This window comes from Nocardioides sp. Root682, assembly GCF_001427795.1.
In the GTDB taxonomy this organism is placed as follows: domain Bacteria; phylum Actinomycetota; class Actinomycetes; order Propionibacteriales; family Nocardioidaceae; genus Nocardioides.
In genome coordinates, this window is record NZ_LMHJ01000001.1 from 1,698,276 (window position 1) to 1,724,696 (window position 26,421).

General features: G+C 70.4%; 29 protein-coding genes. 16 read left to right on the forward strand and 13 right to left on the reverse strand.

What is annotated here, in order from left to right:
* Window positions 1–71: 71 nt before the first annotated feature.
* Entirely contained in the window at window positions 72–740 is a 669-nt protein-coding gene (locus ASD84_RS08035) for a hypothetical protein (RefSeq protein ID WP_156391657.1), read from the forward strand.
* Window positions 740–1,486, forward strand: coding sequence for a phosphoglyceromutase (locus ASD84_RS08040; RefSeq protein WP_056708827.1), 747 nt, complete (start codon window positions 740–742; stop codon window positions 1,484–1,486). Before ASD84_RS08035 ends, ASD84_RS08040 begins: the two co-directional genes overlap by 1 nt.
* Before the next feature lie 150 nt (window positions 1,487–1,636).
* On the opposite strand, the gene ASD84_RS08045 is transcribed toward ASD84_RS08040, so the two are convergent.
* Complete coding sequence (locus ASD84_RS08045) at window positions 1,637–2,200, reverse strand: TetR/AcrR family transcriptional regulator (RefSeq protein WP_235531026.1); 564 nt, start codon at window positions 2,198–2,200, stop codon at window positions 1,637–1,639.
* A 105-nt stretch (window positions 2,201–2,305) separates the two neighbouring features.
* Between ASD84_RS08045 and ASD84_RS08050 the strand changes: the two genes are divergently transcribed.
* Window positions 2,306–3,709 carry an MFS transporter gene (locus ASD84_RS08050; RefSeq protein WP_056708830.1) on the forward strand — a complete coding sequence of 468 codons (1,404 nt, stop codon included), beginning with the start codon at window positions 2,306–2,308 and terminating at the stop codon, window positions 3,707–3,709.
* Between the two features lie 70 nt (window positions 3,710–3,779).
* Here the strand turns inward: ASD84_RS08050 and phoU are convergent, their stop codons facing one another.
* Window positions 3,780–4,433, reverse strand: coding sequence for a phosphate signaling complex protein PhoU (gene phoU / locus ASD84_RS08055; RefSeq protein ID WP_056708832.1), 654 nt, complete (start codon window positions 4,431–4,433; stop codon window positions 3,780–3,782).
* A gap of 122 nt (window positions 4,434–4,555) precedes the next feature.
* Here phoU and ASD84_RS08060 point away from each other — a divergent pair, with 122 nt between their 5' ends.
* Window positions 4,556–5,767 (forward strand): sensor histidine kinase, encoded by a 1,212-nt coding sequence (locus ASD84_RS08060; RefSeq protein WP_056708835.1) that lies wholly within the window; start codon window positions 4,556–4,558, stop codon window positions 5,765–5,767.
* A complete protein-coding gene (locus ASD84_RS08065; RefSeq protein WP_056708838.1) occupies window positions 5,764–6,441 on the forward strand; it encodes a response regulator transcription factor in 678 nt (225 codons plus the stop codon). The genes ASD84_RS08060 and ASD84_RS08065 overlap by 4 nt, the downstream gene beginning before the upstream one ends.
* Here the strand turns inward: ASD84_RS08065 and ASD84_RS08070 are convergent.
* Complete coding sequence (locus ASD84_RS08070) at window positions 6,423–7,391, reverse strand: DMT family transporter (RefSeq protein WP_082573216.1); 969 nt, start codon at window positions 7,389–7,391, stop codon at window positions 6,423–6,425. The two genes, ASD84_RS08065 and ASD84_RS08070, sit on opposite strands and share 19 nt — an antisense overlap.
* Window positions 7,392–7,523: 132 nt before the next feature.
* Here ASD84_RS08070 and ASD84_RS08075 point away from each other — a divergent pair, with 132 nt between their 5' ends.
* Together ASD84_RS08075 and ASD84_RS08080 are read left to right on the forward strand one after the other, a co-directional pair.
* Window positions 7,524–7,943 carry a YciI family protein gene (locus ASD84_RS08075; RefSeq protein WP_056708841.1) on the forward strand — a complete coding sequence of 140 codons (420 nt, stop codon included), beginning with the start codon at window positions 7,524–7,526 and terminating at the stop codon, window positions 7,941–7,943.
* Window positions 7,940–9,073 (forward strand): RNA polymerase sigma factor, encoded by a 1,134-nt coding sequence (locus tag ASD84_RS08080; RefSeq protein WP_056708844.1) that lies wholly within the window; start codon window positions 7,940–7,942, stop codon window positions 9,071–9,073. The genes ASD84_RS08075 and ASD84_RS08080 overlap by 4 nt, the downstream gene beginning before the upstream one ends.
* Here the strand turns inward: ASD84_RS08080 and ASD84_RS08085 are convergent.
* Together ASD84_RS08085 and mshA are read right to left on the reverse strand one after the other, a co-directional pair.
* Window positions 9,062–9,562: a YbjN domain-containing protein gene (locus ASD84_RS08085; protein ID WP_056708849.1), complete on the reverse strand. Its 501-nt coding sequence runs from the start codon at window positions 9,560–9,562 to the stop codon at window positions 9,062–9,064. The genes ASD84_RS08080 and ASD84_RS08085 overlap by 12 nt on opposite strands.
* Window positions 9,562–10,854 (reverse strand): D-inositol-3-phosphate glycosyltransferase, encoded by a 1,293-nt coding sequence (mshA, locus tag ASD84_RS08090; protein WP_056708851.1) that lies wholly within the window; start codon window positions 10,852–10,854, stop codon window positions 9,562–9,564. The genes ASD84_RS08085 and mshA overlap by 1 nt, the downstream gene beginning before the upstream one ends.
* Window positions 10,855–10,960: 106 nt before the next feature.
* On the opposite strand from mshA, the gene ASD84_RS08095 reads away from it, so the two are divergent.
* Window positions 10,961–11,713: an SDR family NAD(P)-dependent oxidoreductase gene (locus ASD84_RS08095; RefSeq protein WP_056710812.1), complete on the forward strand. Its 753-nt coding sequence runs from the start codon at window positions 10,961–10,963 to the stop codon at window positions 11,711–11,713.
* Here the strand turns inward: ASD84_RS08095 and ASD84_RS08100 are convergent.
* Window positions 11,667–12,833 carry a nucleotidyltransferase family protein gene (locus ASD84_RS08100; protein WP_156391659.1) on the reverse strand — a complete coding sequence of 389 codons (1,167 nt, stop codon included), beginning with the start codon at window positions 12,831–12,833 and terminating at the stop codon, window positions 11,667–11,669. The two genes, ASD84_RS08095 and ASD84_RS08100, sit on opposite strands and share 47 nt — an antisense overlap.
* A gap of 165 nt (window positions 12,834–12,998) precedes the next feature.
* Between ASD84_RS08100 and ASD84_RS25035 the strand changes: the two genes are divergently transcribed.
* From ASD84_RS25035 to ASD84_RS25320, 4 genes are read left to right on the forward strand one after another with little or no spacing between them, the layout of a single operon-like run.
* The gene (locus ASD84_RS25035; RefSeq protein ID WP_156391661.1) at window positions 12,999–13,139 is read left to right on the forward strand and encodes a hypothetical protein; all 141 of its coding nucleotides are present in this window, start codon (window positions 12,999–13,001) and stop codon (window positions 13,137–13,139) included.
* A 23-nt stretch (window positions 13,140–13,162) separates the two neighbouring features.
* Window positions 13,163–13,585: a lasso peptide biosynthesis B2 protein gene (locus tag ASD84_RS08105; protein ID WP_056708855.1), complete on the forward strand. Its 423-nt coding sequence runs from the start codon at window positions 13,163–13,165 to the stop codon at window positions 13,583–13,585.
* A gap of 13 nt (window positions 13,586–13,598) precedes the next feature.
* A complete protein-coding gene (locus ASD84_RS25315; protein WP_056708858.1) occupies window positions 13,599–14,519 on the forward strand; it encodes a hypothetical protein in 921 nt (306 codons plus the stop codon).
* Window positions 14,503–14,796 (forward strand): PqqD family protein, encoded by a 294-nt coding sequence (locus ASD84_RS25320; RefSeq protein ID WP_162251504.1) that lies wholly within the window; start codon window positions 14,503–14,505, stop codon window positions 14,794–14,796. The genes ASD84_RS25315 and ASD84_RS25320 overlap by 17 nt, the downstream gene beginning before the upstream one ends.
* A 3-nt stretch (window positions 14,797–14,799) precedes the next feature.
* Here ASD84_RS25320 and ASD84_RS08120 read toward each other — a convergent pair whose 3' ends face one another.
* Window positions 14,800–15,489 carry an aspartate/glutamate racemase family protein gene (locus ASD84_RS08120; protein ID WP_056708861.1) on the reverse strand — a complete coding sequence of 230 codons (690 nt, stop codon included), beginning with the start codon at window positions 15,487–15,489 and terminating at the stop codon, window positions 14,800–14,802.
* Between the two features lie 152 nt (window positions 15,490–15,641).
* On the opposite strand from ASD84_RS08120, the gene typA reads away from it, so the two are divergent.
* From typA to ASD84_RS08140, 4 genes are all read left to right on the forward strand, one after another.
* Window positions 15,642–17,564 (forward strand): translational GTPase TypA, encoded by a 1,923-nt coding sequence (gene typA, locus ASD84_RS08125; protein WP_235531028.1) that lies wholly within the window; start codon window positions 15,642–15,644, stop codon window positions 17,562–17,564.
* Window positions 17,565–17,772: 208 nt separating this feature from the next.
* Window positions 17,773–19,719, forward strand: a complete 1,947-nt coding sequence (locus tag ASD84_RS08130; protein WP_056708863.1) for a hypothetical protein — start codon at window positions 17,773–17,775, stop codon at window positions 19,717–19,719.
* 65 nt (window positions 19,720–19,784) lie between these two features.
* Window positions 19,785–21,155: an MFS transporter gene (locus ASD84_RS08135; protein ID WP_056708866.1), complete on the forward strand. Its 1,371-nt coding sequence runs from the start codon at window positions 19,785–19,787 to the stop codon at window positions 21,153–21,155.
* Window positions 21,156–21,308: 153 nt separating this feature from the next.
* On the forward strand, window positions 21,309–22,178 hold the full coding sequence (locus ASD84_RS08140; protein WP_056708868.1) for a type IV toxin-antitoxin system AbiEi family antitoxin domain-containing protein: 870 nt from the start codon (window positions 21,309–21,311) through the stop codon (window positions 22,176–22,178).
* A 13-nt stretch (window positions 22,179–22,191) separates the two neighbouring features.
* On the opposite strand, the gene ASD84_RS08145 is transcribed toward ASD84_RS08140, so the two are convergent.
* The 6 genes from ASD84_RS08145 to ASD84_RS08170 are packed head-to-tail and all read right to left on the reverse strand — an operon-like array spanning window position 22,192 to window position 26,172.
* Complete coding sequence (locus ASD84_RS08145; RefSeq protein ID WP_056708871.1) at window positions 22,192–22,971, reverse strand: enoyl-CoA hydratase-related protein; 780 nt, start codon at window positions 22,969–22,971, stop codon at window positions 22,192–22,194.
* A complete protein-coding gene (locus ASD84_RS08150) occupies window positions 22,964–23,347 on the reverse strand; it encodes a VanZ family protein (RefSeq protein WP_056708874.1) in 384 nt (127 codons plus the stop codon). The genes ASD84_RS08145 and ASD84_RS08150 overlap by 8 nt, the downstream gene beginning before the upstream one ends.
* Window positions 23,344–23,931, reverse strand: coding sequence for a rhomboid family intramembrane serine protease (locus tag ASD84_RS08155; RefSeq protein WP_200954464.1), 588 nt, complete (start codon window positions 23,929–23,931; stop codon window positions 23,344–23,346). Before ASD84_RS08155 ends, ASD84_RS08150 begins: the two co-directional genes overlap by 4 nt.
* A gap of 5 nt (window positions 23,932–23,936) precedes the next feature.
* Complete coding sequence (locus ASD84_RS08160) at window positions 23,937–24,428, reverse strand: hypothetical protein (RefSeq protein WP_235531030.1); 492 nt, start codon at window positions 24,426–24,428, stop codon at window positions 23,937–23,939.
* Entirely contained in the window at window positions 24,425–25,288 is an 864-nt protein-coding gene (folP, locus tag ASD84_RS08165) for a dihydropteroate synthase (protein WP_200954466.1), read from the reverse strand. Before folP ends, ASD84_RS08160 begins: the two co-directional genes overlap by 4 nt.
* On the reverse strand, window positions 25,285–26,172 hold the full coding sequence (locus ASD84_RS08170) for a glucosyl-3-phosphoglycerate synthase (RefSeq protein ID WP_056708880.1): 888 nt from the start codon (window positions 26,170–26,172) through the stop codon (window positions 25,285–25,287). Before ASD84_RS08170 ends, folP begins: the two co-directional genes overlap by 4 nt.
* Between the last annotated feature and the right edge of the window lie 249 nt (window positions 26,173–26,421).

The window sequence follows — 26,421 nt, forward strand, 5'->3', positions numbered from 1 at the left end:
GAGTGTGGCCGCTCCCGCGGCGTACGCCAGCGGAAGCACCGACCCGGACCCAGGGGCCGTTGCAACGGCCGATGAAGAGAGAGCTGCGGAGGCCTGCCGAGATGCACCACCTGCGCCCGACTGCGATCGCCGGACTGCTGCTGGCCCTCGTGCCCGCCGCCATGACCCTGTCGTCCTGCGGCTTCGACTACCCGACCGACCGCATCAACACGATCGCGGCCGGCGAGAACAACCGGGAGGCCTCGGTCGACGCCCTCGGCATCCGGTTGCTGGCCACCGCCACGGGCGAGGGTCGCCTGATCGGGTCACTCTCGAACAACCTCGACGAGGATGCCGACCTGGACACCGTGACCTCCCCCGAGGGCAAGGCGACCGCCAAGTTCAAGGCGGTCGAGGTCCCCGGTCGCGGAGCCGTCAACCTCGCTGCGGACGTCGTCATCCCCGTGACCGGCGACTTCACCGCCGGCGACGTGATCACCCTCGAGCTCGGCTTCAGCACCGGCGAGACGGTCAGCCTGAACGTTCCGGTCGTCAAGAACTGCTACCAGTACACCCAGATCCCGACCGAGGCCGCCGAGAGCGACTCCGAGGAGTCCGAGCCCGCCGAGGACGAGGCAGGGGACGGCGAAGCCGCCGACGCTGCAGCCGAGGAGGAGCACGCCGACGGCGAGCACGAGGAGGGCGGCGACGCCCGCTTCAACTGCTCCGACGAAGCCCCCGCTCCGGAGGGCGCGCACTGATGACGTTCACGCTCATCCTGCTCCGCCACGGCGAGAGCGACTGGAACGCGAAGAACCTCTTCACCGGCTGGGTCGACGTCGCACTGACCGACAAGGGCCGCGCGGAAGCCGTGCGTGGTGGCGAGCTGCTGAAGGAGGCCGGCCTGCTGCCGGACGTCCTGCACACCTCGCTGCAGCGCCGCGCCATCAACACCGCCGCGCTCGCGCTCGACGCCGCCGACCGGCACTGGATCCCCGTGCGCCGCTCCTGGCGCCTCAACGAGCGCCACTACGGCGACCTGCAGGGCAAGGACAAGGCACAGGTCCGCGCCCAGTACGGCGAGGACCAGTTCATGCTCTGGCGTCGCTCGTTCGACATCCCGCCGCCGCCGCTGGACGACAGCAGCGAGTTCTCCCAGGCCGACGACCCGCGCTACGCCGACCTCGGCGACGACCTGCCCCGCACCGAGTGCCTCAAGGACGTCATCTCCCGCCTGCTGCCCTACTGGGACGCCGGGATCGTGCCGGACCTTCGCGCCGGCAACACCGTCCTGGTCGCCGCGCACGGCAACAGCCTGCGCGCGATCGTCAAGCACCTGGACCAGATCAGCGACGCCGACATCGCCGGGCTCAACATCCCGACGGGCATGCCGCTGGTCTACGAGCTCGACGAGGACACCCTCGTGCCGACCGTCCCGGGCGGCCGCTACCTCGACCCCGAAGCGGCTGCTGCCGCCGCGGCGGCCGTGGCGAACCAGGGCCGGTAGTCAGTCTCGGCAGCCGCACACACGGGAGTTTCACCGGCTGACCGGTGAAACTCCCGCTCTGCGGGCGGGTTGGACGACGAAACTCATGCTTGGACGAGGAACCTTCGTCGTCCCAGCGTGAGTTTCACCGGCCGGCCGGTGAAACTCCCCCTAGTCGGCCAGAACCCCGTCGGCGACGACGGCCAGCATCGACTTCGCCGCCTCAGCGTCGAGGTCGCTGTTGTCGACGACGGCAGCAACCCCACCCACGAGCCGGCACAGCTGCATCGCGTCGACGTCACGGCGCATGGCTCCCTCAGCTGCCAGTGCGTCGATCACCCGCTGGTTGGCGTCGAGATAGGTGCGGCACTTGGTGGCGAACGGTGACCCTTCGTCACCCAGCGCACTGGTGATCCGCCATGCAGCGCCCTTGTGGCGGGTGAGGAACTCGACGTACGCCTGGAACCAGGCGAGAAGCCGGTCCCGCGGGCTGCCCTCGCCGGCCAGCGACTTCGCCGCGGCAGCATTCACCGTCTCGACCCACGCCTGGATGGCGGCGTCGTACAGCGCCTCCTTGGTCGGGAAGTGGCGGTAGAGCGTCCCGACACCGACTCCGGCGGTCTTGGCGACCTCATCCATCGACACGGCGTCGTAGCCCTTCTCGCGGAAGAGCTGACGAGCGATGTCCGCGATGTGCTCACGGTTGCGGACGGCATCGGCGCGCAACGAGTTCACCTGTTCCCTTGCTAAACGGAGACACCCTCCGTATTGTGGAGGACAACCGGAGTCATCCTCCGCTAAGTGTACGTCGGCCTCCCCGGCCAGAACAGGACACCACCCTTGTCTTCCATCACGCTCTCTCCCGCGGCGCCACGGGCCATCGCCCGCACGACGTCGACCGGTATCTCCATCGTTCTCCTCGCCCAGCTCATGCTGGTCCTCGACTCCGCCGTGATGAACGTCGGACTCCCCCACATCGCCACTGATCTCCACTTCGGCCCCGCCTCGCTGTCGTGGGTCCTCAACGGCTACGCACTTGCCTTCGGCGGCCTCCTGCTCCTCGGCGGCCGGCTCGGCGACGTCTTCGGCCGGCTCTCGGTCTTCTGCGTCGGCCTCGCCGTGTTCACGCTCTTCTCCCTGCTCGGCGGCCTCGCCACCGAGCCGTGGATGCTCGTGACGGCGCGTGCCTTCCAGGGCGTCGGCGCTGCGATCGCGGCACCCTCCGTGCTTGCCCTGATCACCACCACTGCGCGCGACGAAGCCGCCCGCAACCGTGGGCTCGCCCTCTTCACGGCGGTCTCCTCGGGAGGCGCCGCCCTCGGCATGCTGCTCGGCGGCGTCCTCACCGACCTGCTGTCATGGCGCTGGACGCTGTTCATCAACGTGCCCATCGGGATCGCGGTCCTGCTCACCGTCCGCCGCCACGTCGCCGACACCCCCCGTCGACCGGGCCGCTTCGACGTCGTCGGGGCCGTGAGCGCCACCGGCGCCGCTGTCGCCCTCGTGTGGACACTCATCAAGGCGCCCGAGCACGGTTGGGGCTCAGCGGAGACCATCCTCGGACTCCTCCTCGCCGCCGTCCTCGCGGTCGTGCTGGTCGTCACCGAGGCACGCCACAGCCACCCGTTGCTCCGCCTCGGCCTGCTGCGAAGCCGCTCCCGCGTCGCCACCCTCGTCACGATGGCGGGCCTGTACGGCGGCATGCTGGCCACGTTCTTCCTGATGGTGCAGTACTTCGAGGAGGACCTGGGCTACGGGCCGCTGCAGACCGGCTTTGCGTTCCTGCCGATCCCGCTCAGCGTGTTCACCATGTCGCGGATCACCCCGCGTCTGGTCACCCGGTTCCGGCAACCGCCGATCATCGTCGCGGGTGCCGCGGGCACGCTCGCCAGCTTCGTGTTCCTCAACCAGATCGATGCCGGGACGACCTACTGGACCGGCGTCTTCCCTGCCCTGCTGGTGATGGGCCTGAGCATGGGCGGCAGCTTCATGCCGATCACGTCGTTGGCCCTGCTCGGTGTCGAGCCGGAACACGCCGGAGCAGCCTCCGGCCTGCTGCAGACCATGCAGCAGCTCGGTGGCGCGGTCGGCCTGGCCGTGGTCGCTTCGGTCTACGCCTCGCACCGCGTGCCGGGTGACTTCCTCGCCGGAGCCCACGCCGGCTTCGCGGCCGCGGCGATCATCGCCGCGATCGGCCTCGCGAGCGCCGCAACACTGCTCGCCCGGCCGCGCACCGCATCCTGATCAACACTCCGCACGCAGATCGGCCCGCCCCGTGCACACGGGGCGGGCCGATCTGGTGAATGAATGGCTGTCAGGCAGCGGGGACCGGGTTGTGCCCGGTCACCACGAAGATGACCCGGTTGGCGATCGAGACCGCGTGGTCGGCGATGCGCTCGTAGTAGCGGCCGAGCAGGGCGATGTCGACGGCCGCCTCGACACCGTGCGACCAGTCGTCGGAGAGCAGCTCGGAGAAGCTGGTACGACGGAGCTGGTCCATCTCCTCGTCGTCGCGACCCAGGGCGATCGCCGCCTCGACGTCCCGACCGGCGATGACCTCGCACACCCGCGCGACCATGTCCTCGGCGACCTCGGCCATCCGTGTCATCGTCGGACGGGCCTCCGCGGGCACGGCGACGTCCGGCACGCGGAGGCGCGCGACCTTGGCGACGTGCACGGAGAGGTCGCCCATCCGCTCGAGCTCGGCGACCATGCGCAGCGCGGCGACGACGGTGCGCAGGTCACGGGCGACCGGCTGCTGCAGGGAGAGCAGGCTGAAGGCGTTCTCCTCGACCTGCTCGCGGGCACGGTCGATCTCGGCATCGTCGCTGATGACCTTCTCCGCAATCGAGGAGTCACCGGTCATCAGGGCGGTGGTGGCCTGGCCGACGGCGACCTGGACGCGGCGGGCGATGCCCGCGAGGTCCTCGAAGATCGCATCGAGCTGGTCAATGTAGGCGTCACGCATGCGGCAGAGCCTAGGCAACACAGGTGACCAACCGGCGCATGCCGGTGAACGGGGAATGAACATCGCGAAGCCCGGCCTCGCCGATTCCCGGCTCGATCTGCGCTGAGCCGTACGATCGAGCTGTGGATCCGACGACGCAGGCCTTCCTGGCCGCGATCCTCGGCGCCCTCGTGTCCGGCGGCGCGATGTTCGCCTGGTACCTCAGCGATCGGCAACAACGACAGTACGTCGCACCCGAGGAACCGCAGGTGCCGGACGGGGTCGCCGCCGTGCTCTCCGTGCTGCGCAGCAGCGCGGTCGTCGTCGACGAGTCCGACGTGGTCCTCAAGGCTTCCGCGCCGGCGTACGCCATGGGCTTCGTCCGTGGCACCAGCCTGCTGTCCGAGGAGCTCGGCAACCTGATCCGCCAGGTCCGCCGCGACGGACAGATCCGCGAGACCGAGCTGATCGTGCCGCGGGCGGCCGGCGTCCCCCGCCACGTCACGGCCCGCGTCGCACCGCTCGGCTCCCGCCTGGTCCTGGCCCTGGTCGAGGACCGCACGCGGGAGCGACAGGTCGACGCCGTACGTCGCGACTTCGTCGCCAACGTCAGCCACGAGCTGAAGACACCGATCGGTGCGATCCGGCTCCTCGCCGAAGCGGTACAGGACGCATCGGACGACCCCGAGGCGGTCTATCGCTTCGCCTCGCGGATGCTGACCGAGAGCGACCGGTTGTCGCGACTGATCCTGCAGATCATCGAGCTCTCACGGCTGCAGGGGGACGAGCCGATCGACTCCCCGGTGCCCGTCTCGATCGACGAGATCGTCGCCGCCGCAGTCGACGGCAGCCACACCAACGCCACCGCGAAGGACATCTCGATCATCGCCGAGGGCGACGAGGGCCTCAAGGTGATCGGCAGCGAGAAGCAGGTCAGCGCGGCCGTCGCCAACCTGGTCGCGAACGCCATCGCGTACTCCGAGCCGAACTCCCGCGTGGTCGTGACCCGCAAGCGGGTCGGCTCCTCCGTCGAGATCTCCGTGATCGACCAGGGCATCGGCATCCCCGAGGCCGAGGTCGACCGGATCTTCGAACGGTTCTACCGCGTCGATCCCGCGCGACACCGCTCCACGGGAGGCACCGGACTCGGCCTGTCGATCGTCAAGCACGTTGCCGCCACCCACGGCGGAGACGTGCGCGTCTGGTCCGTCGAGGGCCAGGGCTCGACGTTCACGCTGTCCCTTCCCAAACACCCCGACCACCAGGAGGCCAGGCCGCTCATCCGGCTGGCCCCGCTCGCGTCCGACCCGGACTCACCGGCCGAACGCACCGAAGATCAGGAGAAGTCCCCATGACCCGTGTCCTTGTCGTCGAAGACGAAGAAAGCTACAGCGACGCCCTCGCCTACCTGCTCCGCAAGGAGGGGTTCGAGGTCGCGATCGCGGCGGACGGCAACGAGGCGTTGAAGGAGTTCGACCGCAACGGCGCGGACATCGTGCTGCTGGACCTGATGCTCCCCGGCATCCCCGGCACCGAGGTCTGCCGCACCATCCGGCAGACGTCGAACGTGCCCGTGATCATGGTCAGCGCGAAGGACGACGAGGTCGACAAGGTCGTCGGACTCGAGCTCGGCGCCGACGACTACGTCACCAAGCCGTACTCCCCGCGCGAGCTGGTCGCCCGGATCCGTGCCGTGCTGCGCCGCGGCAACGAGGCCGAGCTGCTTCCCGACACCCTCGAGGCCGGACCGGTCCGGATGGACGTCGAGCGCCACGTCGTGACCGTCGACGGCACCGAGCAGCGACTCCCGCTCAAGGAGTTCGAGCTGCTCGAGATGTTCCTGCGCAACCCCGGCCGGGTGCTGACCCGTGGCCAGCTGATCGACCGGGTCTGGGGCTCGGACTACGTCGGCGACACCAAGACGCTCGACGTGCACGTCAAGCGCCTGCGGGCCAAGCTCGAGCCCGAGCCGAGCGAGCCGAAGTACCTCGTCACCGTGCGCGGGCTGGGCTACAAGCTGGAAGTCTGATCGGGGTCTCGAGACGCTTGCTGCGCAAGCTCCTCGACCTCCGCGGGCAGATCGCACTCGAGGACGACGTCCGCAGCGGGCTCGATGATCGCGACCTTCGCACTCCGGCCGCCCGCAGCCACCAGGCAGCCGACCAGGATCAGCGGGAAGCCGACGATCATGCCGTTGGTGATCTTCTCGTCGAGCACGATCACGCCGAGCACGATCGCCACCGCGGGGTTGACGTAGGTGATGATCGTCGACCGCGTCGGCCCCGCCTCCTTGATCAGGTCGAGGAAGACGACGAAGGCCAGCGCGGTGCAGACCAGTGAGAGCACGCCGATGCTGACCCAGGCCTCGGCCGGCAGGTCGGTCGGCGGATTCGCCACACCGAACGGTGCGTAGACGACGGCAGTGACGGTCAGCGCGCAGGCCATCACGCCGAGACCGGAGACGTCGGAGAACCAGCGCGCCAGGATCAGCGGTCCGGCTGCGTAGCAGACCGCCACGCCCAGCATCTCCGCCACCGCGAGCATGTCGAGATGCCCCAGGTCGAGGCCGACCAGGCAGGCCACCCCGGCAAAACCGAGGACCAGACCGCCCAGCTGCTTGAGCGTGAACCGCTCGGCATGGGCGGTCACCAGGAACGCCAGTGCCCCGAACAGCGGGACCGCGGCCACCAGCAGGCCGGCCAGCGACGAGGAGATGCGCTGCTCGGCGTGCCCGAGCAGCACCCACGGGATCATGATCTCGATGACCGCGAACAGGACGAGCGGCTGCCAGCGGGCGAGCACCGGCGCGACCTCGCGGCGCATCAGCGCGATCGGCAGCAGCACGAGGACCGCGAGCGCCGTACGCAGGAAGACGAGCTCAGCAGGCGACACGTGCTCGACGGCGATCCTGATGAAGAGGTACGGCAGGCCCCAGATCAAGCACATCGCCAGGAACAGGGTCCAACCGCGGTTCGTCACCGGATCAATCTACGGACCGCCACCGACATCTCCCCACCGATTTCTTGCCAGTCCATGTCGAGAACCGGCCAAGGGCTCCGTCCCAGGAGTGAAGGTGGCAAGAATGGCCACCTCGGACCCAAGGAGACCACGATGGCGAAGTACCTCTTGCTCAAGCACTACAACCGCACCAGCGGCCCGGACTGGCTGCCCGGCACCAACGTGCCGATGGACCAGTGGGAGCCGGACGAGATCACGGCCCACGTCGAGTTCATGCGCCAGTGGGCCGACGAGATGAGCGAGCGCGGCGAGTTCGTCGACGGTCAGGCCCTCGAGCCGGCCGGCGCGTTCGTCCGGTACGACGGCGAGGGCAGGCCGCCCGTCACCGATGGCCCGTTCCCCGAGACCAAGGAGCTGATCGCCGGCTGGATGATCATCGACGTCGACTCGCAGGAGCGCGCCTACGAAGCGGCCGCCAGCCTGTCGGCGGCGCCGGGCAAGGGCGGCCGGCCGATCCACGAGTGGATCGAGGTGCGCCCGTTCTACGGCGAGCCGCCCGTGGTCACCGAGTGAACGAGGACCTGCTGCGGGAGCTGACCCCGCAGGTCCTGGGCATCCTCGTCCGCCGCGGGATCGAGTTCGCGGCGGCCGAGGACGCCGTCCAGGAAGCCCTCGTCGAGGCCGTACGACGATGGCCGGATGCGATGCCCGACGACCCGCGTGCGTGGCTGGTCACGGTGGCCGGCCGCAAGATGATCGACGAGCACCGCTCGGTGGCCGCCCGCAACCGGCGCGAGCTCCAGCACCGCCTCGAGCCCGACGCGGGACCGACCGAACAGGCCGACGACACGCTGCTCCTGCTGAGTCGTTGCTGCCACCCGGACCTCACACCGGCGTCAGCGGTGGCGCTGACCCTGCGCGCGGTCGGCGGGCTGACCACCGCGCAGGTCGCGCAGGCGTTCCTGGTGCCGGAGGCCACGATGGCGCAGCGGATCTCCCGCGCCAAGCGGACGATCGCCGGGCAGCCGTTCGCGCGCCCGGGCGAGGTCACCGCCGTCCTGCGGGTTCTCTACCTGATCTTCAACGAGGGCTTCACCGGCGAGGTCGACCTCGCCGTCGAGGCGATCCGGCTGACCCGGCAGCTGGCTGCCACGACCCCTGACCCGGAGGTCGGCGGCCTCCTCGCCCTCATGCTGCTGCACCACGCGCGGCGGGCTGCGCGTCGTACTCCCGGCGGGGAGCTGGTCACCCTGGCCGACCAGGACCGCTCTCGGTGGGACACGGCGATGATCGCGGAGGCGGTCGGGATCCTGCAGGACGCGCTGGACCGCGACGCGGTGGGCGAGTACCAGGCGCAGGCCGCGATCGCAGCCCTCCACGACGACGCCGCCCGGGCCGAGGAGACCGACTGGGTCCAGATCCTGGAGTGGTACGACGAGCTCGTCCGCCTCTCCCCCAGCCCGATCGTGCTGCTCAACCGGGCCGTGGCGGTCGGAGCTGCCGACGGCCCGCTGGCGGGCCTGAAGGCGCTCGCGCCCCTCGACACCACGCTGCCGCGCTACGACGCGGTCGCGGCGTGGCTCCACGAGCAGGCCGGGGACACCGTCGAGGCGGCCCGGCTCTACTCCGTCGCCGCCGGCAAGGCGCCGACCCTCCCGGAGGCCAACCACCTGCGACGGCAGTCGGCGCGGCTACGCGCCTGAGTCGGTCTCCGCAGGCTCCAGCCAGCCCCGGAACGCCTCGAGGTTCGCGGTCGACTCGCCCCGGTCGATCCGCCACTGCCACTCCTTGCGGATGGAGGACTCGAAGCCGAGCTCGAGGATCGTGTTGAACGACTCGTCGGCGTAGGTCAGCACCGAGCCGAGGAGCCTGTCCAGGTCTTCCGGCGTCGCCGACGAGAGCGGCAACCTGGCGTCCAGGTAGATGTCGCCGTGGTGGTCCAGGGCGAAGCCGACGCCGTACATCTTGAGGTTGCGCTCGAGGAGCCAGCGGTAGACCCGTTCGAACTCCTCGTCGGGGCGGCGACACACGAACGCGTGCACGCCCAGTGCGTGCGGCCCGACGTCGAGGCGCACAGGAGTCTGGAGCTTCTTCTCACCGGGCAACGAGAACGTGAAGGTGCCCGGCGTCGACTCCTCGAACTCGATGTCGTTGTCCACCAGATGGGTGCGTACGACGTCCGCGGGTTCCATCACGCAGACGAGCCTACTTCTTGGCGCATGAGCGAGTGGGCACGTTCGTAGACGGCCAGCGTCTGCGCGGCCGTGGCGTCCCACGAGAACCTCTCGGACTGCACGAGGGCGCCGGCGGCGAGCCGCTCGCGGAAGTCGGCATCGGCGACGACCCGCTCCAGGGCGAGGGCCCAGTCGTGCGGCTCGTGGGTGTCGACCAGCAAGCCACTGTGACCGTCCCGGACGACGGTCGTGAGCCCACCTACTGCGGCGGCCACGACCGGCGACCCGGCGGCCTGTGCCTCGGCGGCGACCAGCCCGAACGACTCGTTGTACGACGGCACCGCGACGAGCGTGGCCGCGGAGTACCACCCCGCGAGCTCGTGCTGCGGCACGGGCGGGACGAACCGGACGACGTCGTCGATGCGCAGCTCGGCCGCCAGGTTGGCCAGAGCAGCGGGCCGCTCCAGGCCACTGCCGGACGGGCCGCCGACGACCGGCACGACCAGGCGCGAACGGAGGTCGGGGCGGCGGAACAGGAGCTCGGCGACAGCGCGGAGCAGCACGTCGGGGGCCTTGAGCGGCTGGATGCGTCCGGCGAAGAGCAGCACCAGCGCGTCGTCAGCCAGGTCGCGGGCCCGACGGGCGGCCGACCGCTCCGCGGGCGACATGCTCCGGAACACGTCGGTGTCGACGCCCGGGTGCACCACCTCGACGCGGGCCGGCTCGGCGTCGTACAGGTTGATCAGCTGCTTGGCCTCGAGGTCGGTGTTCGCGATCAGCACGTCGGCTGCCTCGACGACCTGCTCCTCGCCGATGACTCGGGCCTCGGGCTCGGGGGTGTCGCCCTCGGCGAGTGCTTCGTTCTTGACCTTGGCCATGGTGTGCATCGAGTGCACGAGCGGCACGCCCCAGCGGTCGCGCGCAAGCGCGCCGACCTGCCCGGACAGCCAGTAGTGGGAGTGCACGACGTCGAAGTGGCCGGCGGGGTGCACCGCCTCCGCCCGGAGCACCTCGCGCGCGAACACGCAGAGCTGGCCGGGCAGCTGCTCCTTGGTGAGTCCCTCGAACGGACCCGCGTGCACGTGGTGCACGGTCACGCCGGGGGACATCGGGACGATCGGCTCGAGGCTGGAGCGGGTGGCCCGGGTGAAGATGTCGACCTCGATGCCACGCTGGGCGAGCCGCCGCGCGACCTCGACGACGTAGACGTTCATGCCGCCCGCGTCACCGGTGCCGGGCTGGTCCAGCGGCGAGGTGTGCAGGCTGATCATCGCGACGCGTCCGACCTCGGACGCCCCTGACTCCCCCATGCCACCTCCTGCTGATGTCGCTCGCTGCCGTCCGAACTCCCGTCGGCCGGCGATTGGTCAACCCTCCCAGTGTGCCCGGCATTCCCGTCCGGCAAGAATGGCGTTCATGAACAGACCGATCGCCGTCGTGACCGGAGCCTCCAGCGGCATCGGCGCCGCCACCGCGCGCCACCTCGCCGACGCCGGCTTCGAGGTGATCTGCGCGGCGCGCCGGGCGGACCGGATCGAGGCGCTCGCTGTCGAGATCGGCGGTCGGGCCGTCGTCTGCGACGTGACCGACGAGTCCTCGGTGCAGGCGCTGGCGTCCACAGCGGGCCCGCGGGTCGACGTACTCGTGAACAACGCGGGGGGCGCGTTCGGCTCGGCTCCGGTCGCCGAGGGCGACGCCGACCAGTGGCGCCGGATGTACGACGTCAACGTGGTCGGCCTGATGCAGGTCACCCGGGCGCTGCTGCCCGCGCTGATCGCCGGCGGAGTGGCCAGCGGTGCCGGCACGATCATCAACGTCGGCTCGATCGCGGGGCGCGTGGCCTACGAGGGCGGAGCCGGGTACACCGCCGCGAAGCACGGCACGAAGGTCGTGACCGAGACGCTGCGCCTGGAGCTGGTGACCCAACCGGTGCGGGTGTGCGAGGTCGCGCCGGGGATGGTGCGGACCGACGAGTTCGCGCTGGTGCGGTTCGACGGCGACCAGGCGAAGGCAGACGCGGTCTACGCCGGCGTGGCCGAGCCGTTGGTGGCCGACGACATCGCCGACGCGATCACCTGGGTCGCGACCCGCCCGCCCCACGTCAACATCGACGAGCTGGTCATCAAGCCACGGGCGCAGGCTGCTCCACACAAGGTGCATCGCGCCTGACCCGTCCCAGCAGCGCCCGCACCAGGTTGCCGAACCGCAACCGCAGCGCCGACGGGACGCCCGTCCACGCCGTCCGGGAACGGATCGGCAGGGCCGCGTGAGCCGGGAGCGCCAGGACCACGACTGCCCGCCCCAGGTCCCCCGGGTTCCGGCTGGACGCCACGTGATGGCGGAAGTGTCCCCCGCTGCCGCCGGAGTACGTCGACGGGTTCGACACCGAGTGGTTCGCGCGCGCCCGGTCGAGCACTGCCGCCGGCACCCGGTCGAGCTGGGCGTGGATCCGCGGAGGCACGCCAACAGGGAGCCCGACCGTCTCGCGCGCAACCGCCAACGACACGGCCGCCGGCGCGCGCAGGCCTCCGTCGAACACTGCCGGATCGCGAGCGAGCCGACGGAGGTCGATCAAGGTGCGCATCCAGGTCCAGCCCTCACGGTGCCCGGCCAGGTGGCCCAGCGCGTCGCGGGGGCTGAGCGTCGCCACCTGCGCCCCACCGATCTCGACCAGCTCCCGGCGCGGCCACAGCTCGGCGAACTCAGGATGGGCGCCGCGCAACGGCTCGAACCGCCAGTGCAGGTCGACGTCGCCGCCCGCGCCGATGTACGTCAGCGCGCTGCCCCATCGGTTCACGTGCCCCCAGGCCCACATCTCGGGCTCGATCTGCCCGTACGCGTGCAGCGCCCAGCCCGCGGCCTTCAGCACCCGGTGGGCGTCGGCGACCTTCCCCGGCGCGACGAGCAGGTCGATGTCACCGGGTCCGCGGGCGTCGTACTGCCCCGTCGTCTGGACGGCGAGGGCCTGTCCCTTGAAGACGAGCACATCGATGCCGTGCTCGTCGAGGAGCCGGACGGCACGGACCGTCTCGAGGGTCTGGAGCATCAGCCGCTGCTGGTTGCGCTGGCGCCAGGCGTCCATGACCGACGTGATCTCGCGGGGCAGTCCGAGGGCGTCGGCGTGTGTGCGCAGCACGTCGGAGACCCGGTGCCGGCCGATCACCTCCAGGAGATCGTGAGGCGCAACCTCGCCGAGGGAGACAGGTTCCGCAGGCCGCCCTTCCTCCGCTCCCAGGGCACCCTTCACGAGCGTCCGGAGGACGCCGAGAGCGGCGGGGCTGGCGGTCATGACGTCGAGCGTGGCAGCCACGGGAACCCCGGACCATCGGAATCGATGGTCCCGTCAGGTTAAAAAATGCGGGAACTCCGCACGAAGGCGTGTCCCCGGACGTCAAAGTTCTGTTCAACGCCTGACGGGGACCTCCCTCCCGCCGTCATGACAGAAGGAGCTCACATGAAGCTTGCCTACGAAACGCCGGTGCTCGAGGCCCTCAGCCTCAGCGCCACGCACGACGACATCGAGGTCGATGTCGACGCCGACGTCGACCCCGTGGCCGAGGTGGACGTCCACCTGGGCATCGGGCTCGGCAGCTGAACACCCGCTCCGGACTGCTGCTCGTGGCGGCGTGGACCCTGCTGGGGCTCACCCGCCTGCTCACGGTGGTGCTGCCCTTCCGGGCGATCCGGCACCTCCTGGGTGAGCAACGGTCACCGAACGGAGCTGACCCGGCCTCGGGGCCGGTCCCCCCACCTGCCGACGCGCGCGACGAGAATCGCGCCCGGCAGATCGGCTGGGCCGTGCGGACTGCCGCCCACCGGACCCCCTGGCGATCGGACTGCTATCCACAGGCCCTCACCGCGCGCACCTTGCTGCGCGTGGCCCGCGTGCCCCACGCGGTGACCTTCGGCGTACGCCGTGACGACGCCGGCACCCTGAAGGCGCATGCCTGGGTGAGTGCCGGGCGCGTCGCCGTGGCCGGTGGCACCGGCCAGTCCTGGGTCGGCGTCGGCAACTTCACCTGGTCCCCGCGCGGCCGCTGACAGGTCCGTGCCCATGTACTCCGCCTACGGCCTCCGACTCTCCAGTGAGATCGCCCTGCCCGAGGTGGGCGGCTCCCTCGACGGGCCGGGAGCCGCCGACATCGAGATCACGCTGGGCACACCGGCCGGCCCGTCGGCATCCGCCACCCTGCTCCCTCTCGGCCTGTGGGTCGACGGCGACCGGATCGGCGTCGACGTCCCCGACGTCGGCCGCTACGTCTGCGAGGGCGGCACCCGGATCGTCGTGCAGCCTGCTCCCGAGGTGGAGGCCGGAGTCCTCAAGCTCTTCCTGCTCGGTACGGCGCTCGGCGCGCTGATGGTGCAGCGCGGCCATCTCGTGCTGCACGGCAACGCCTTCCGCGTCGGCGACGCGTGCGCGGTGGTGGTCGGTCACTCCGGCGCGGGGAAGTCAACGCTCGCGGCCGAGATGCACCGCCGCGGACACGACATCCTCAGCGACGACGTCGTCCCGATCGATGCCGACGGCCGTGCTCTCCCCGGCTGGCCGCGCCTCAAGCTGTGGCAGGACGCGCTCGACCGGCTCGGCATCGACTCGAGCGGCTACGACCGGATCCGCGGGGCGCACGCGAAGTTCCACGTGCCCCTGGACCGGCCACCGCTCGACCCGCTGCCCGTGCGCTGGATCTACGTGCTCGACCGGCACCGCGGTCCGCTCACGATCACTCCGCTCACGGGAGCGGCGATCTTCACCAGCCTGCACGAGCACAGCTACCGCAAGGAGATCCTGGTGGGCGCCCATCGGCAGACCCATCTGGCCCGGAGCGCGGCACTTGCCGCGACCGTGCGACCCGCGCGCCTCGACCGCCCCCGCGGCATGGACTCCGTCGTGGCCTCGGCCGACGCGATCCTCGCCGACATCGACCAGTCCCTCTCCGGGACCCCTGGGAAGGAACACCATGCGACGAGCCACTGAGACCCCTGCTGCGTCGGGCCGCTGGGTCCGCGACTCCGCCCTCCACGCCGTCGAGATGGACGCCGAATTCGTGATGATGGGCGTCGAGCAGGGCGAGTACTACGCGGTCAAGGGCGTCGCCGCAGCCCTGTGGCGCCACCTCGCCCAGCCGCACGACGTCAGCGAGCTGGCCACCCTCGTCTCCGAGGAGTACGACGTCAGTGCCGAGGCCTGCCGCGCCGACGTCGCGGCTTTCCTCGACCAGCTCGCGGCCAAGGGCATGGTCCGCGCGGTGTGAGCCTCAGGCGAGGGCGCGGTCCAGCGCGGCCTCGACGTGCAGCGAGGTGCACGGGAACACGGGGATCTCGGAATCGGCCTGGCGCACGAGCAGCTCCAGCTCGGAGCACCCCAGGATCACGCCGCCCGCGCCGGCGTCCCACAGCTCGCTGATCATCGCGACGACCGAGCGACGGGAGTCGTCGACGACCTTCCCATGGACCAGCTCGTCGTAGATGATCCGGTTGAGCTCGTCGTGGTGCGTCGGCTCCGGCACCAGCACGCCCAGGCCGTGGCTTGCGATGCGGTCGGTGAAGAAGGTGCGCGACATCGCGAACTTCGTGCCGAGCAGGGCCACCGTCTCGACGCCCTGCTCCTTGCACGCCTCGGCGACGACGTCGCCCAGGTGCAGCAGCGGGATGGAGACCGCGTCCTGGACCTGTTCGGCAACGCGGTGGAAGGTCGTCGTGCACAACATCAGGAAGTCGGCACCGGCGCGTTCGACCGAGATGGCGGCGTCACGCAGGATGGCCGCGACGCCATCCCAGTCCTCGGCCTCCTGGAGTGCGGTGACCTCGCCGAAATCGACCGATGTCATCGCTGTCCGTGCCGAGTGGAAGCCCCCGAGACGCTGCTCGACACCGCGATTGAGCGCCTCGTAGTAGGCCGCACTGCTCTCCCAGGACATGCCGCCGACGAGCCCGATGGTCTGCATGGGGGAAGTCTAGAGGTGTCGCAGGACACCTCGACGGGGCGTCGGCGATGTGAGCCGGAGCCTGCCCCGCGGTTAGGCTGGCAGGCGGCCACCGCGCGCGAGCGCGTGTCCGGCCACACCAGAACCTTCGACGAGAGCGACGCCGTACTCCCATGTCCCAGACCATGTCCGAGGATGGACGATCCCTCCGCCACGACCTTCGCAACGTAGCCATCGTCGCGCACGTCGACCACGGCAAGACCACGCTGGTCGACGCGATGCTGCGCCAGGCCGGCGCCTTCACCGCTCACCAGGCCGAGTCCGTCGCCGAGCGCGTCATGGACTCCGGTGACCTCGAGCGCGAGAAGGGCATCACCATCCTCGCGAAGAACACCGCCGTCCACTACCGCGGCCCCTCCGCCCAGGAGATGGCCAACGGCGACATGGTCATCAACATCATCGACACCCCCGGCCACGCCGACTTCGGTGGCGAGGTCGAGCGCGGCCTGTCCATGGTCGACGGCATCGTGCTCCTCGTCGACGCGTCCGAGGGCCCGCTCCCGCAGACCCGCTTCGTGCTGCGCAAGGCCCTCAACGCCAACATGCCGGTGATCCTGGTGGTCAACAAGACCGACCGCGGCGACGCGCGCATCGACGAGGTCGTCGACGAGACCTACGAGCTCTTCATGGACCTGCTCGACGAGACCCACAGCCACGACGCCCTCGACTTCCCCGTCGTGTTCGCGTCCGGCCGGGCCGGGATCGCGTCGCTGACCAAGCCCGAGAACGGCACCCTCCCCGAGGGCACCGACCTCGAGCCGCTGTTCCGCACCATCCTCGAGAACATCCCCGCTCCCGTGTACGACGAGGGCGCACCCCTGCAGGCGCACGTCACCAACCTCGACGCCTCCCCCTTCCTGGGTCGCCTCGCACTGCTGCGCATCCAGCAGGGCACCCTGAAGAAGGGCCAGACCGTTGCGTGGATGAAGCGCGACGGTGCGGTCAAGAACGTCAAGATCACCGAGCTCCTCATCACCGAGGGCCTCGAGCGCAAGCCCGGCGAGCAGGCCGGCCCCGGTGACATCGTCGCCGTCGCCGGCATCCCGGAGATCACCATCGGCGAGACCCTCGCCGACGCGGAGAACCCCATCGCCCTGCCGCTCATCCACGTCGACGAGCCCGCCATCTCGATGACCATCGGCACCAACACCAGCCCCCTCGTGGGCAAGGTGAAGGGCCACAAGGTCACCGCCCGCCTGGTCAAGGACCGCCTGGACCAGGAGCTCATCGGCAACGTGTCGCTCCGCGTGCTCCCGACCGAGCGTCCCGACGCGTGGGAGGTGCAGGGCCGCGGCGAGCTCGCCCTGGCCATCCTCGTCGAGCAGATGCGTCGCGAGGGCTACGAGCTCACCGTCGGCAAGCCGCAGGTCGTCACCCGCGAGGTCGACGGCAAGATCCACGAGCCGTTCGAGCGCCTCACCATCGACGCACCCGAGGAGTTCCTCGGCACGATCACCGAGCTCCTCGCAGCTCGCAAGGGCCGCATGGAGGGCATGACCAACCACGGCACCGGCTGGGTGCGCATGGAGTTCGTCGTCCCGGCCCGAGGCCTGATCGGTTTCCGGACCGACTTCCTCACCGAGACCCGCGGCACCGGTATCGCCCACCACATCTCCGAGGGCTACTTCCCATGGGCCGGCGACATCCGCTCGCGCGCCTCCGGCTCACTGGTCGCGGACCGCTCGGGTGCCACGACGGCGTACGCCATGACCTCCCTGCAGGAGCGCGGCGTGATGTTCCTCGAGCCCGCCACCGAGGTCTACGAAGGCATGATCGTCGGCGAGAACTCCCGCGCCGACGACATGGACGTCAACATCACCAAGGAGAAGCAGCAGACCAACATCCGGTCCGCCACCTCCGACAACTTCGAGAAGCTGATCCCGGCGAAGAAGCTCTCCCTCGAGCAGAGCCTGGAGTTCTGCCGCGAGGACGAGTGCGTGGAGATCACCCCGGAGACGGTGCGGATCCGCAAGATCATCCTCGACGCCAACGAGCGCGCGAAGATCACCAGCCGCGCCAAGAAGGCCTCCAAGTAGGTCTCCTTCGCCAGGCTCAGCCTGGTCTGGACAATGGCACGTCGTAGTCACCTCAGGTGGCCACGACGTGCCATTGCCGTTCCCGGGCACCCGCTGTGTGATGGGGAGTGGGACCGGCCGCATACGGCTTTGCTTCTCGGTGGCGATTCTCGGGGAGTTGGGTGCAGCGACAATCAGCCGCGCACGTCCACCGTGAGGAATGCTCCCAATGCCTTCAGCCTCCCGATCCTCCCGCGCTCACCCGCGTCCACTCCGGCGCCGCGGCCTTCGCCGCTCCGGCACCTTTCTCGCCTGTCTGGCGGTCGTCGCAGCCACCCTCGTCAGCTCCGGCGCCGAGGCGGTGGCCTTCGGCCCGTACAACATCGACGGGACCGTTCCCGGGGGCGACGGCGCGCAGCATCTCGACGACCCCTCGGGCAGCGCCAAGGAGATCGGGCCGAAGAACGGCAGCCCGACCAAGATCAGCGTGATCCACACGGCGACGCCGCCGATGCTCGAGCTCACGAATCCCAACGGCCAGGTCGACCTGAAGCAGGCGTGGCTCAACCTCAAGCGCCAGGGCGGCGCCGACTTCCTGTACTTCGCCTGGGAGCGCGACTCGAACACGGGCAGTGGCTTCATCTCCTTCGAGTTCATGAAGAACGGACTGCCGTCCGGTTGCGCCACCTCGTATGCCGTCGCCACCTGCAACCCCTGGCGGACTGCCACCGAGGCCGGCAACGTGAAGGTCGGTCGCAGCGCCGGCGACTTCCTGATCCTGTGGGACCAGAGCGGCAGCAGCGCAGTCCTGTCCAAGCGTGTCTGGACGCAGGCGAGCCCGAACGCACCCCTGGTGCTCGGCGCGCCTGTGCTGCTCAGCGCGGACCCCACCAAGGCGGCTGGTCTCTACAGCCCGGACAAGACCCGCGGTGAAGCGGCGATCAACCTCACGTTGTCCGGCCTGACCGACGGCCAGTCGTGCACGACGTTCGCGAACGTCATCCCGAGCACGGTCACCGGCAACTCCGACACGGCCGACTACAAGGACACCATCCTCCAGAAGATCGACCCGCTCAGCAGCTGCGCGCCGACGATCAGCACGACCCCGGCGGACGGCGACGTCTCGATCGGGAGCGGCGTCGTCGAGGTCGCCGACGTCGCGACGGTGGGCCTGACCGGCGGCAACGGGACGCCGTCCGGATCGGTCTCGTACTGGCTCTGCGACACGGACACCGACGGACCGACGTGCGGGGCAGGCGAGGGCGAGCTGATCGGCTCGACCAACCTGACCGGCAACACCTTCCCCGTCGAGGTCACCTCTCCCACGGCGTTCATCACCGCAGCCGGGTCCTACTGCTGGCGCGCCACCTGGAGCGGCGACGCCGCGAACGGCATTCCTGCGGCCTCCGAGAACGACAAGGCAGGCGAGTGCTTCGAGGTCAGCGCGGCCACACCGACGCTCTCCACCGAAGCAGGCGACGACACCACCGCAGGGGGCACCGTCAGCGACACCGCGACCCTGAGCGGAACGGCAACTCAGCCGGTCGGCGACGGGATCAGCACCACGGCGCCGGTGGGCGCAGCTGACGCGGGCGGGACCATCACCTTCGACCTCTACGGGCCCAGCGACACCGGGTGCGGGCAGGGCGAACCTGTCTACACGGTGTCGGTCGACGTGGAGGGCGATGGCGAGTACTCCACGCCGGACCCGCAGTTCGAGCCGGACTCGGTCGGCGTCTACCACTGGGTCGCCACGTACAGCGGCGATGACCCCAACACCAACGGCGTCAGCCACAACACGGACTGCGACGAGGACTCCGAGGAGGTCGAGGTCACCGACGTCCCGTCGACGATCGAGACCGCCCAGTCGTGGGTGCCGAACGACTCGGCGACCTTGTCGGCCGCCGCCGGCGGCGACATGAAGGGCACCGTGACCTTCGACCTCTATGCCACCGGAGACTGCACGGGCGCAGTGGTGTTCACGGAGGACGTCGCGATCGATGACCCCTCGGGCGTGATCGTGGGCACCTCGAACGAGGACGCCTTCGGTGCCGGTGACTACTCGTGGCAGGTGACCTACGACAGCACCAACCCGGCTCAACGGGACATCGATGGAGGCTGTGAGGAGACCTCCTCACTGGCCGTCGACGACGGAGACCCGGTCTCGAGTGACTGAGGCCTGAAAGGCCCGCACTCCGGGCGAAGCGTCGTCACCCGACCAGTACCCACGAGACTGGTCGGGTGACGACTTCCCGGAGCCCGGACCGCTGGCTCTTCGCGACGCTCGCCGCCGTCACCACGGTCACCGCGATCGTCAGCAGCCTCGGCGCTCCCCTGGTCCCCAGCATCGCCAGCCGGTACGACGTCCCGATCAGCACCGCGCAGTGGATCCTGACCGCGACGCTGATCATCGCGGCTGCCGCCACCCCGGCCCTCGGCCGCTGGGGCAGCGGTCGCCTGCGCCGCCCCGTCATCCTCGGCGCGCTCGGCGTCGTCCTGGTCGGCACCGTGCTGGCCGCCGTACCGCTGGGGATCGGTCCGCTGATCGCCGGGCGGGCCCTGCAGGGGGTGGGGCTGGCGCTCTCCCCGCTGACGATGGCCGTCGCCCGCGACGTCTGGTCCGGCGACCGTCTCGCGTCGCGGCTGTCGTTGCTCTCGATCGCCACCGTGGCCGGCGCAGGGCTGGGCTACCCGATCACCGGCTTGCTCGCCGAGTACGCGGGCGTCAGCGGTGCCTACGCGTTCGGCGCCCTGCTCGTCGCGCTCAGCCTCGGCCTCGCGGTCCGCCACCTGCCCCACCACGCCGAGGGAGTGCCCCAGGCCGTCGACCTGCCGAGCGTCGCGCTGGTCGCGACCGGCATGGTCTGCACGCTGCTGGCCGTCAGCGAGGGAGAGCGCTGGGGCTGGCTGTCGGCTCCGGTCCTTCTCCTCGCCGTCGGCGGGATCGCACTGCTGGCCGGCTGGATCGCCCGCACGGTCCGGGTCACCCGCGATGGTGGCCAGCCGCTCGTCGACCTCCGCCTGGCCACCCGGCCGGGCGTCCTGGGGCCGAACCTGGTCGGCATCGCCCTCGCCTTCGCGATGTACGGCATGCTGACCATCGTCGTCCTGCTGGTGCGCAACGACAGCAGCGCCGGGTGGGGCCTGGACCGCGGCCCCCTCAGCGCCGGGCTCGTGCTGGTCCCGTACGCGTTGCTGAGCGTCGCCGCCAGCCGGGTGGCGTTGCGGATGGCGCGTCGCTTCGGCCCCCACGTCCTGCTCCCCATCGGCTCGACGATCTTTGCGTCGTCCCTGGTCATGCTGACGCTCTGGCACGACACCTTCACCCAGGCCCTGGTCGCGATGGCGGTCGGCGGCCTCGGCAGCGGCTTCACGTTCTCCTCGCTGCCGATGCTGATCGTGCCCCACGTCCCGGCAGCGGAGACGGGCAGCGCGATGGCGTTCAACCAGCTGCTCCGCTACCTCGGCTTCTCCGTGGGCTCGGCCACGAGCGTCGCCCTGCTCGCGGTGTACGGCGGCCACGAGACCGCCTTCCGGGCGACCGCGCTGACGATGGCCGGCGCGTGCCTGGTGGCCGCGGCCGTCGTACCCCTGGGACGCCTGCGGCGCTGACATCCACCACCCAGGCACCGTGGAGGGACCGGCAGGTCCACCACTCGTCCACTTCCGGCCGGATTCACCCCGAAACCGGTCGAGTGGTGGATCGGTAGGGACCCTGTGGATGACCAAGTGCACCGGCGGCGCTGATGACCGACGATCTCTGGCATGCGTCCGTCGGAAGTGCTGCGAGAGAGCGGTGGCGTCGCCGACACCGCCGTCCTTCGCGCGCGCTGCGGAAGGAAGGCGATCAAGCGAGCGCTGGAATCGGGCGACATCATCCGGCTGCGCCGGGGTGTGTACGGCGTCCCGGGAATCGCTGAGGCGCAGCTGCGATCGATCGAGTTGTCCGCAACGATCGTCGGCCCGTCGGCTGCGTTGATCTGGGAGTGGAAGCTCAAGCACCTCCCGGAGCGACCGCACCTTGCCCTGTTCAAGGGCCGCGCGCTCACGCGTCGTCAGCGTGCTCAGATCGTCCCGCACTGGTGGTCCTCCCGGGGCGATGTCCTCATCAACGCCCAGGGGGCCTGTGTCCAGACGCCGCTGGCGACGGCCGTTCACTGTCTCCGGACGATGCCCTTCGACGAGGCACTCGCTGTTGCCGACTCAGCCCTGCGGTCCGGGCTGGTGACCCGCGACGACCTGCTCATCGCCATCGCGTCCGCGCCGCGCATCGGGCGCGCCCGGGCCGAGGCCGTGGCGCGAGCGGCTGACCGTCGCTCAGCGAACCCCTTCGAGTCAGTACTACGGGCAATCTGTCGAGATGTGCGTGGCCTCGATGTCGAGCCGCAAGTGCAGATCGGTCCGTATCGGGTCGACCTCGCAGACCGTCACCGGCGCATGGTGATCGAGGCGGAATCGCGGGAATGGCACGCTGGACCGGCCGAGCACAACGCGGACATTCGCCGCTACACGACCTTGGTGCGCGAAGGGTGGCTGGTGATTCGGTTCAGCTACGACGACGTGATGAACGACCCTGGTTACGTGCTCGAGGTTCTGCGCGACGTCCTTCGTCTGGCCCCGGTTCGGGCAGCGTGAGACGACGAGCAGGTCAGCGACCGAAGGTCGGCTTCTCCTTGGCCAGGAATGCCCGGACACCCTCGTTGAAGTCGGGGCCGGTGTAGACCTCGCGGAGCCGCGCCTCCTCGCCCTCGGGCGAGGCCTCGAGAGCCTGCGCGTAGGTGAGCAGCTGCTGCTTGGTGACTTCGAGCGTGACCCGAGAGGCCTGGCTGATGCCACCGACCAGCGAAGCGATCTCGGCGTCCAGGGCAGCGGCGTCGGCCACCGACGCGACCAGGGCGCCGACGGAGGAGGCGCGGTCGGCGGAGATCAGACGGGAGGCGAGCAGCATCTCGCGGGTGAGGGACTCGCCGAAGACGGCCTGGCACCGGTAGAGGACCGTTCCGGACAGGGCGTTGCCGAGGGTCCGGGCGATCGGGTAGCCGAACTTCGAGGCGGTGGTCGCGACCCGCAGGTCGCAGTGGGTGGCGACCGCGAGCCCGCCGCCGACACACACGCCGTCGATGGCGGCGATGGTGACCTGGGGCAGCGACCAGAGCCGCTCGAACATCTCCCGGATCCAGTTCTCGTAGTCGACCGCATCGGCCTCGAGGAAGTCGCTGATCTCATTGCCGGCCGCGAACGCCTTGCCGCCGGCACCGCGCAGCACCACGACCCCGACGGATCGGTCGGCGGCGGTCTCCTCCCAGAGCTCGCGCATCTGCGCGTACATCGCCTTGGTGAAGGCGTTGCGGCGCTCCGGTCGGTTGAAGGTCACCTCGAGCACACCGGGGCCGAGGCGGTCCCGTTCGATCAACAGGTCGTCAGTCACGGCCCGAGGGTACGGCGCGCAGCAGTGCATCCCGTACCGGCGTCCGGCTGGTGAGGACTCCCAGGCCCACCCCGGCCGCGTTCGCGACCGCGTCGCGCCAGTCCATCGTCCGGTCGGCGGTGAGCGTGCCCTGCCCGATCTCCATGGCGACGCCGTAGGACACGGCGAAGATCGCGGCCCAGAGCAGGGGTCGCCCGGGACGGAAGAGCTGCACGCCCGCGGCCGCGACCAGGAAGTACGTCGACAGGTGCATCCACTTGTCACTGGCAGGCACGTCCGGTCCGGACCTGGGCGCCCCGAGCGAGGCGTACGCGACCGCGACGAGCAGCGCGACCCACAGCCCGAGCCAGAGCCAGGGCAGGCGGAAGGCCTTCACCGGCGCCTGCCGGCGAGCCCGCGCTCGCTGACCACGACGGCCGCGAGCACCCCCGCGATCGCGCCGAACAGGTGGCCCTGCCAGGAGACTCCGGGCTGACCGGGCAGCACGCCCCACAGCACTCCGCCGTACACCAGCAGCACGGCCACGCCGATCCCGATCTCGAGCGGCTTGCGGTCGACCAGGCCCTGCACCACGAGGTAGGTGAGCCAGCCGAAGATCAGGCCGGAGGCGCCGATGTGGACCGAGTGGTCGCCCGCGACCAGCCAGACCGCCAGTCCGCCGACCAGCCAGATCACTGCGGTCGCGACGAGGCCGCGTGCGATGCCGGTGGCCAGCGTCAGGAATCCCAGCACCAGCGCGGGCACGGTGTTGGCGACCAGGTGTCCCCAACCGCCGTGCAGGAGCGGGGCCGCCAGGATGCCGAGCAGCCCCTCGTCGGAGCGGGGCCGGATCCCCCAGCCGTCGAGCCGGTGCGAGGCGGCGACGTCGATCCCCTCGATGACCCAGAGCACGGCGACGAACCCGGCCGCGCCGACTGCTGCCACCTGCCACGCCGGCCGCTCGCTGCTCTGGATGCTCATGGGCATCAGTCTGCCGCGTCGCCCCACACCGCGACCCAGTACTGGACACCGAAGGGCAGGTCGTCGTAGAGCACGTCCGCCTCCACGAGGGTCCTGCCGGCGAGCGCGTCCAGCGCAGCGACGTCGGCCCACAGCTCGGCTGCCAACCCGGGGTCTGCCGAGCCCAGGTCCGCGCGCAACGCGGCGTCGAAGCCCTCGGCCCGCTCGTCGAAGTGCCCCGGCGCCTTCTCGGTACGACGCCCCGAACCGTTGGCGACGACGAGGAGCCCGGTCTCGTCGGACTCGACGACCAGTGACCCAGCGGCACGCACCAGCGCTGCCCCGACCCGTCCTCCCGAGCCACCGGACGCGACGACCCGGATCCGCGGACCGAGCCGACCCACCGCGGCCAGGCAGGCCGCACGCAGCTCCGCGACCGGGTCCTCCAGCGACGCATAGCGTGGCAGCAGCGCCAGCACTCCCGGCACCAGTGCGGCCGGGTGCACCTGCGCGCTCACTGCAGCCCCCGGATCGCGCGCAGGGGCGGGCGGCGACCGGCGATGGACCACACCATGTCGACGGTCTGGCGGGTCTCGACCACCTGGTGCACGCGGTAGATCCTGGCGCCGGCGAGGGCACAGACGGACGTGGCCGCCAGCGTCCCGAGAAGCCGCTCCCCCACCTCCATGCCCAGCGTCTCGCCGACGAAGTCCTTGTTGGACAGCGACACCAGCACCGGCCACCCCGTGGCGACCATCTCTCCCAGGCGTCGGGTGACCTCGAGGGAGTGGAAGGTGTTCTTGCCGAAGTCGTGGGCCGGGTCGATCACGATCGACTCCCGCGCGACGCCGGCGGCCAGTGCGCGCTCGGCGTAGGCCACGGTGTCGGCGATCGCGGAGGCGACCACGTCGTCGTACTCGATCCGGTAGGGGCGGGTCCGGGGCGTCACTCCTCCGGTGTGCGTGCAGACGATCGCTGCTCCCCACTGGGCCGCGACGTCGACGAGCTCGGGGTCGGCTCCACCCCATGCGTCGTTGAGGACGTCGGCACCGGCTTCGCAGACGGCCGCGCCGACCTCGGCGCGCCAGGTGTCGACCGAGATCACCAGGCCTGGCCACTCCGCCCGCACCCGGGCCACGAAGTCCACGACCCGCGCCTTCTCCTCGGCGGCCGAGATCTCGACGCCCGGGGCGGCCTTGATGCCGCCGATGTCGACGATCTCGGCGCCCTGCGCCACCACCTCGGCCACCCTTGCGAACGCGGCGTCCTCGGCCCAGGTCGCGCCCTTGTCGAAGAAGGAGTCGGGTGTCCGGTTGACGATGGCCATCATCAACGTGTCGTCGTCGCCGAAGGTGTGGCGACCGAGAGCAAGGGTCACAGCAGGTCCTTTGCCGGCGGGCGTTCATGAATCGGTACGGCGTGCTCGACCGGCTGCAGCCCGCGGAGGTACTGCCGCAGCACCGGGTCCTGCGCAGCAGCGACGTCGACCCGCGCCAACGCCGCCGCAAGGATCTGCGTCGCCATCCCGCCCAGGTCGCGCAGCGCCTGGTGCCGGTGCGCGCGCACGCCCAGGTCGACCTGCGCGAGAGCCTCCGTCCCACCGGCGCGCACGGTGTCGATCAGCGCTGCCAGCTCCACCGCGTAGCCGCTGGGCACGGGGAGGCCGGCGAACCAGGACCGCCGTACGGCCCACTCACCCGCCAACGGCTGGACCAACCCACCGAGCTCGGGGAACAACAGGGCGATCAGCGGGCGGGCGACGAGCTCGGTGACCCGGCCGCCTTCGAGGGGGCCGTCGGCACCGGGCCGGTCGTAGAAGCCCTTGACCAGCTGCACCTCGGGCGAGCTCAGCAGCGGCCCCAGGAGTCCCGGCACGAAGTGGGTGTCCCAGTCGTGGAGGTCGGCGTCCATGAACACCACGAGCTCGCCGCTGGTGACGAACAGCGACTTCCACATCGCCTCGCCCTTGCCGGGGTGCGTGCCGAGGTCGGGGCGGATCTCCGCGGACCGGTGCACGCGGGCGCCCGCCGACACCGCGACGGCGAAGGTGTCGTCGACGGAGTCGCTGTCGATGACGACGATCTCGTCGACGAGCGCCACGGTCTCCATCAGCGCCTCGCGCACCCGGGTGACGACGGCGCCCACCGTCGCGGCCTCGTTGCGGGCCGGCACGACCAGGCTGACGCGCTGTCCCAGCGCCATCTTCTGACCCAGAAGTCCCTCGAGGCTCCAGTCGTCCCAGTGGGCGGCGCGGATCCCCATGCTCGCCAACCTACCGGCAGGGAACGCTCACCAACTTCGGTGCCCCAGCAAGGGAAACGGGTGTACCGTCGGGCCATCTCGGGACCGGGCGCTCCCTCCCCCCTGGAGTTCACATGTCCTTCCGCCGTTGGCGTCGCAAGATGCGATGCCTGCTCAAACACGGTCCGCGCCGTTGTCCGCACATCGAACGACACGGGCGCAGGTCGAAGCACCGACCACAACCGCAACCCGCGCCGTTCAGGCCCGAGC

What these genes read in the sequence shown, in the direction of transcription:
- ASD84_RS08155 (WP_200954464.1), bottom strand. Translation starts at nt 23,931, where the DNA reads ATGAGCATCCAGAGCAGCGAGCGGCCGGCGTGGCAGGTGGCAGCAGTC.
- ASD84_RS08085 (WP_056708849.1), bottom strand. Translation starts at nt 9,562, where the DNA reads ATGGAACCCGCGGACGTCGTACGCACCCATCTGGTGGACAACGACATC.
- typA (WP_235531028.1), top strand. Translation starts at nt 15,642, where the DNA reads ATGTCCCAGACCATGTCCGAGGATGGACGATCCCTCCGCCACGACCTT.
- ASD84_RS08075 (WP_056708841.1), top strand. Translation starts at nt 7,524, where the DNA reads ATGGCGAAGTACCTCTTGCTCAAGCACTACAACCGCACCAGCGGCCCG.
- ASD84_RS08170 (WP_056708880.1), bottom strand. Translation starts at nt 26,172, where the DNA reads ATGGGGATCCGCGCCGCCCACTGGGACGACTGGAGCCTCGAGGGACTT.
- ASD84_RS08040 (WP_056708827.1), top strand. Translation starts at nt 740, where the DNA reads ATGACGTTCACGCTCATCCTGCTCCGCCACGGCGAGAGCGACTGGAAC.
- ASD84_RS08100 (WP_156391659.1), bottom strand. Translation starts at nt 12,833, where the DNA reads ATGACCGCCAGCCCCGCCGCTCTCGGCGTCCTCCGGACGCTCGTGAAG.
- phoU (WP_056708832.1), bottom strand. Translation starts at nt 4,433, where the DNA reads ATGCGTGACGCCTACATTGACCAGCTCGATGCGATCTTCGAGGACCTC.
- ASD84_RS08120 (WP_056708861.1), bottom strand. Translation starts at nt 15,489, where the DNA reads ATGCAGACCATCGGGCTCGTCGGCGGCATGTCCTGGGAGAGCAGTGCG.
- ASD84_RS25320 (WP_162251504.1), top strand. Translation starts at nt 14,503, where the DNA reads ATGCGACGAGCCACTGAGACCCCTGCTGCGTCGGGCCGCTGGGTCCGC.
- ASD84_RS08035 (WP_156391657.1), top strand. Translation starts at nt 72, where the DNA reads ATGAAGAGAGAGCTGCGGAGGCCTGCCGAGATGCACCACCTGCGCCCG.
- ASD84_RS08130 (WP_056708863.1), top strand. Translation starts at nt 17,773, where the DNA reads ATGCCTTCAGCCTCCCGATCCTCCCGCGCTCACCCGCGTCCACTCCGG.
- ASD84_RS08065 (WP_056708838.1), top strand. Translation starts at nt 5,764, where the DNA reads ATGACCCGTGTCCTTGTCGTCGAAGACGAAGAAAGCTACAGCGACGCC.
- ASD84_RS25315 (WP_056708858.1), top strand. Translation starts at nt 13,599, where the DNA reads ATGTACTCCGCCTACGGCCTCCGACTCTCCAGTGAGATCGCCCTGCCC.
- mshA (WP_056708851.1), bottom strand. Translation starts at nt 10,854, where the DNA reads ATGGGGGAGTCAGGGGCGTCCGAGGTCGGACGCGTCGCGATGATCAGC.
- ASD84_RS08140 (WP_056708868.1), top strand. Translation starts at nt 21,309, where the DNA reads ATGCGTCCGTCGGAAGTGCTGCGAGAGAGCGGTGGCGTCGCCGACACC.
- ASD84_RS08095 (WP_056710812.1), top strand. Translation starts at nt 10,961, where the DNA reads ATGAACAGACCGATCGCCGTCGTGACCGGAGCCTCCAGCGGCATCGGC.
- ASD84_RS25035 (WP_156391661.1), top strand. Translation starts at nt 12,999, where the DNA reads ATGAAGCTTGCCTACGAAACGCCGGTGCTCGAGGCCCTCAGCCTCAGC.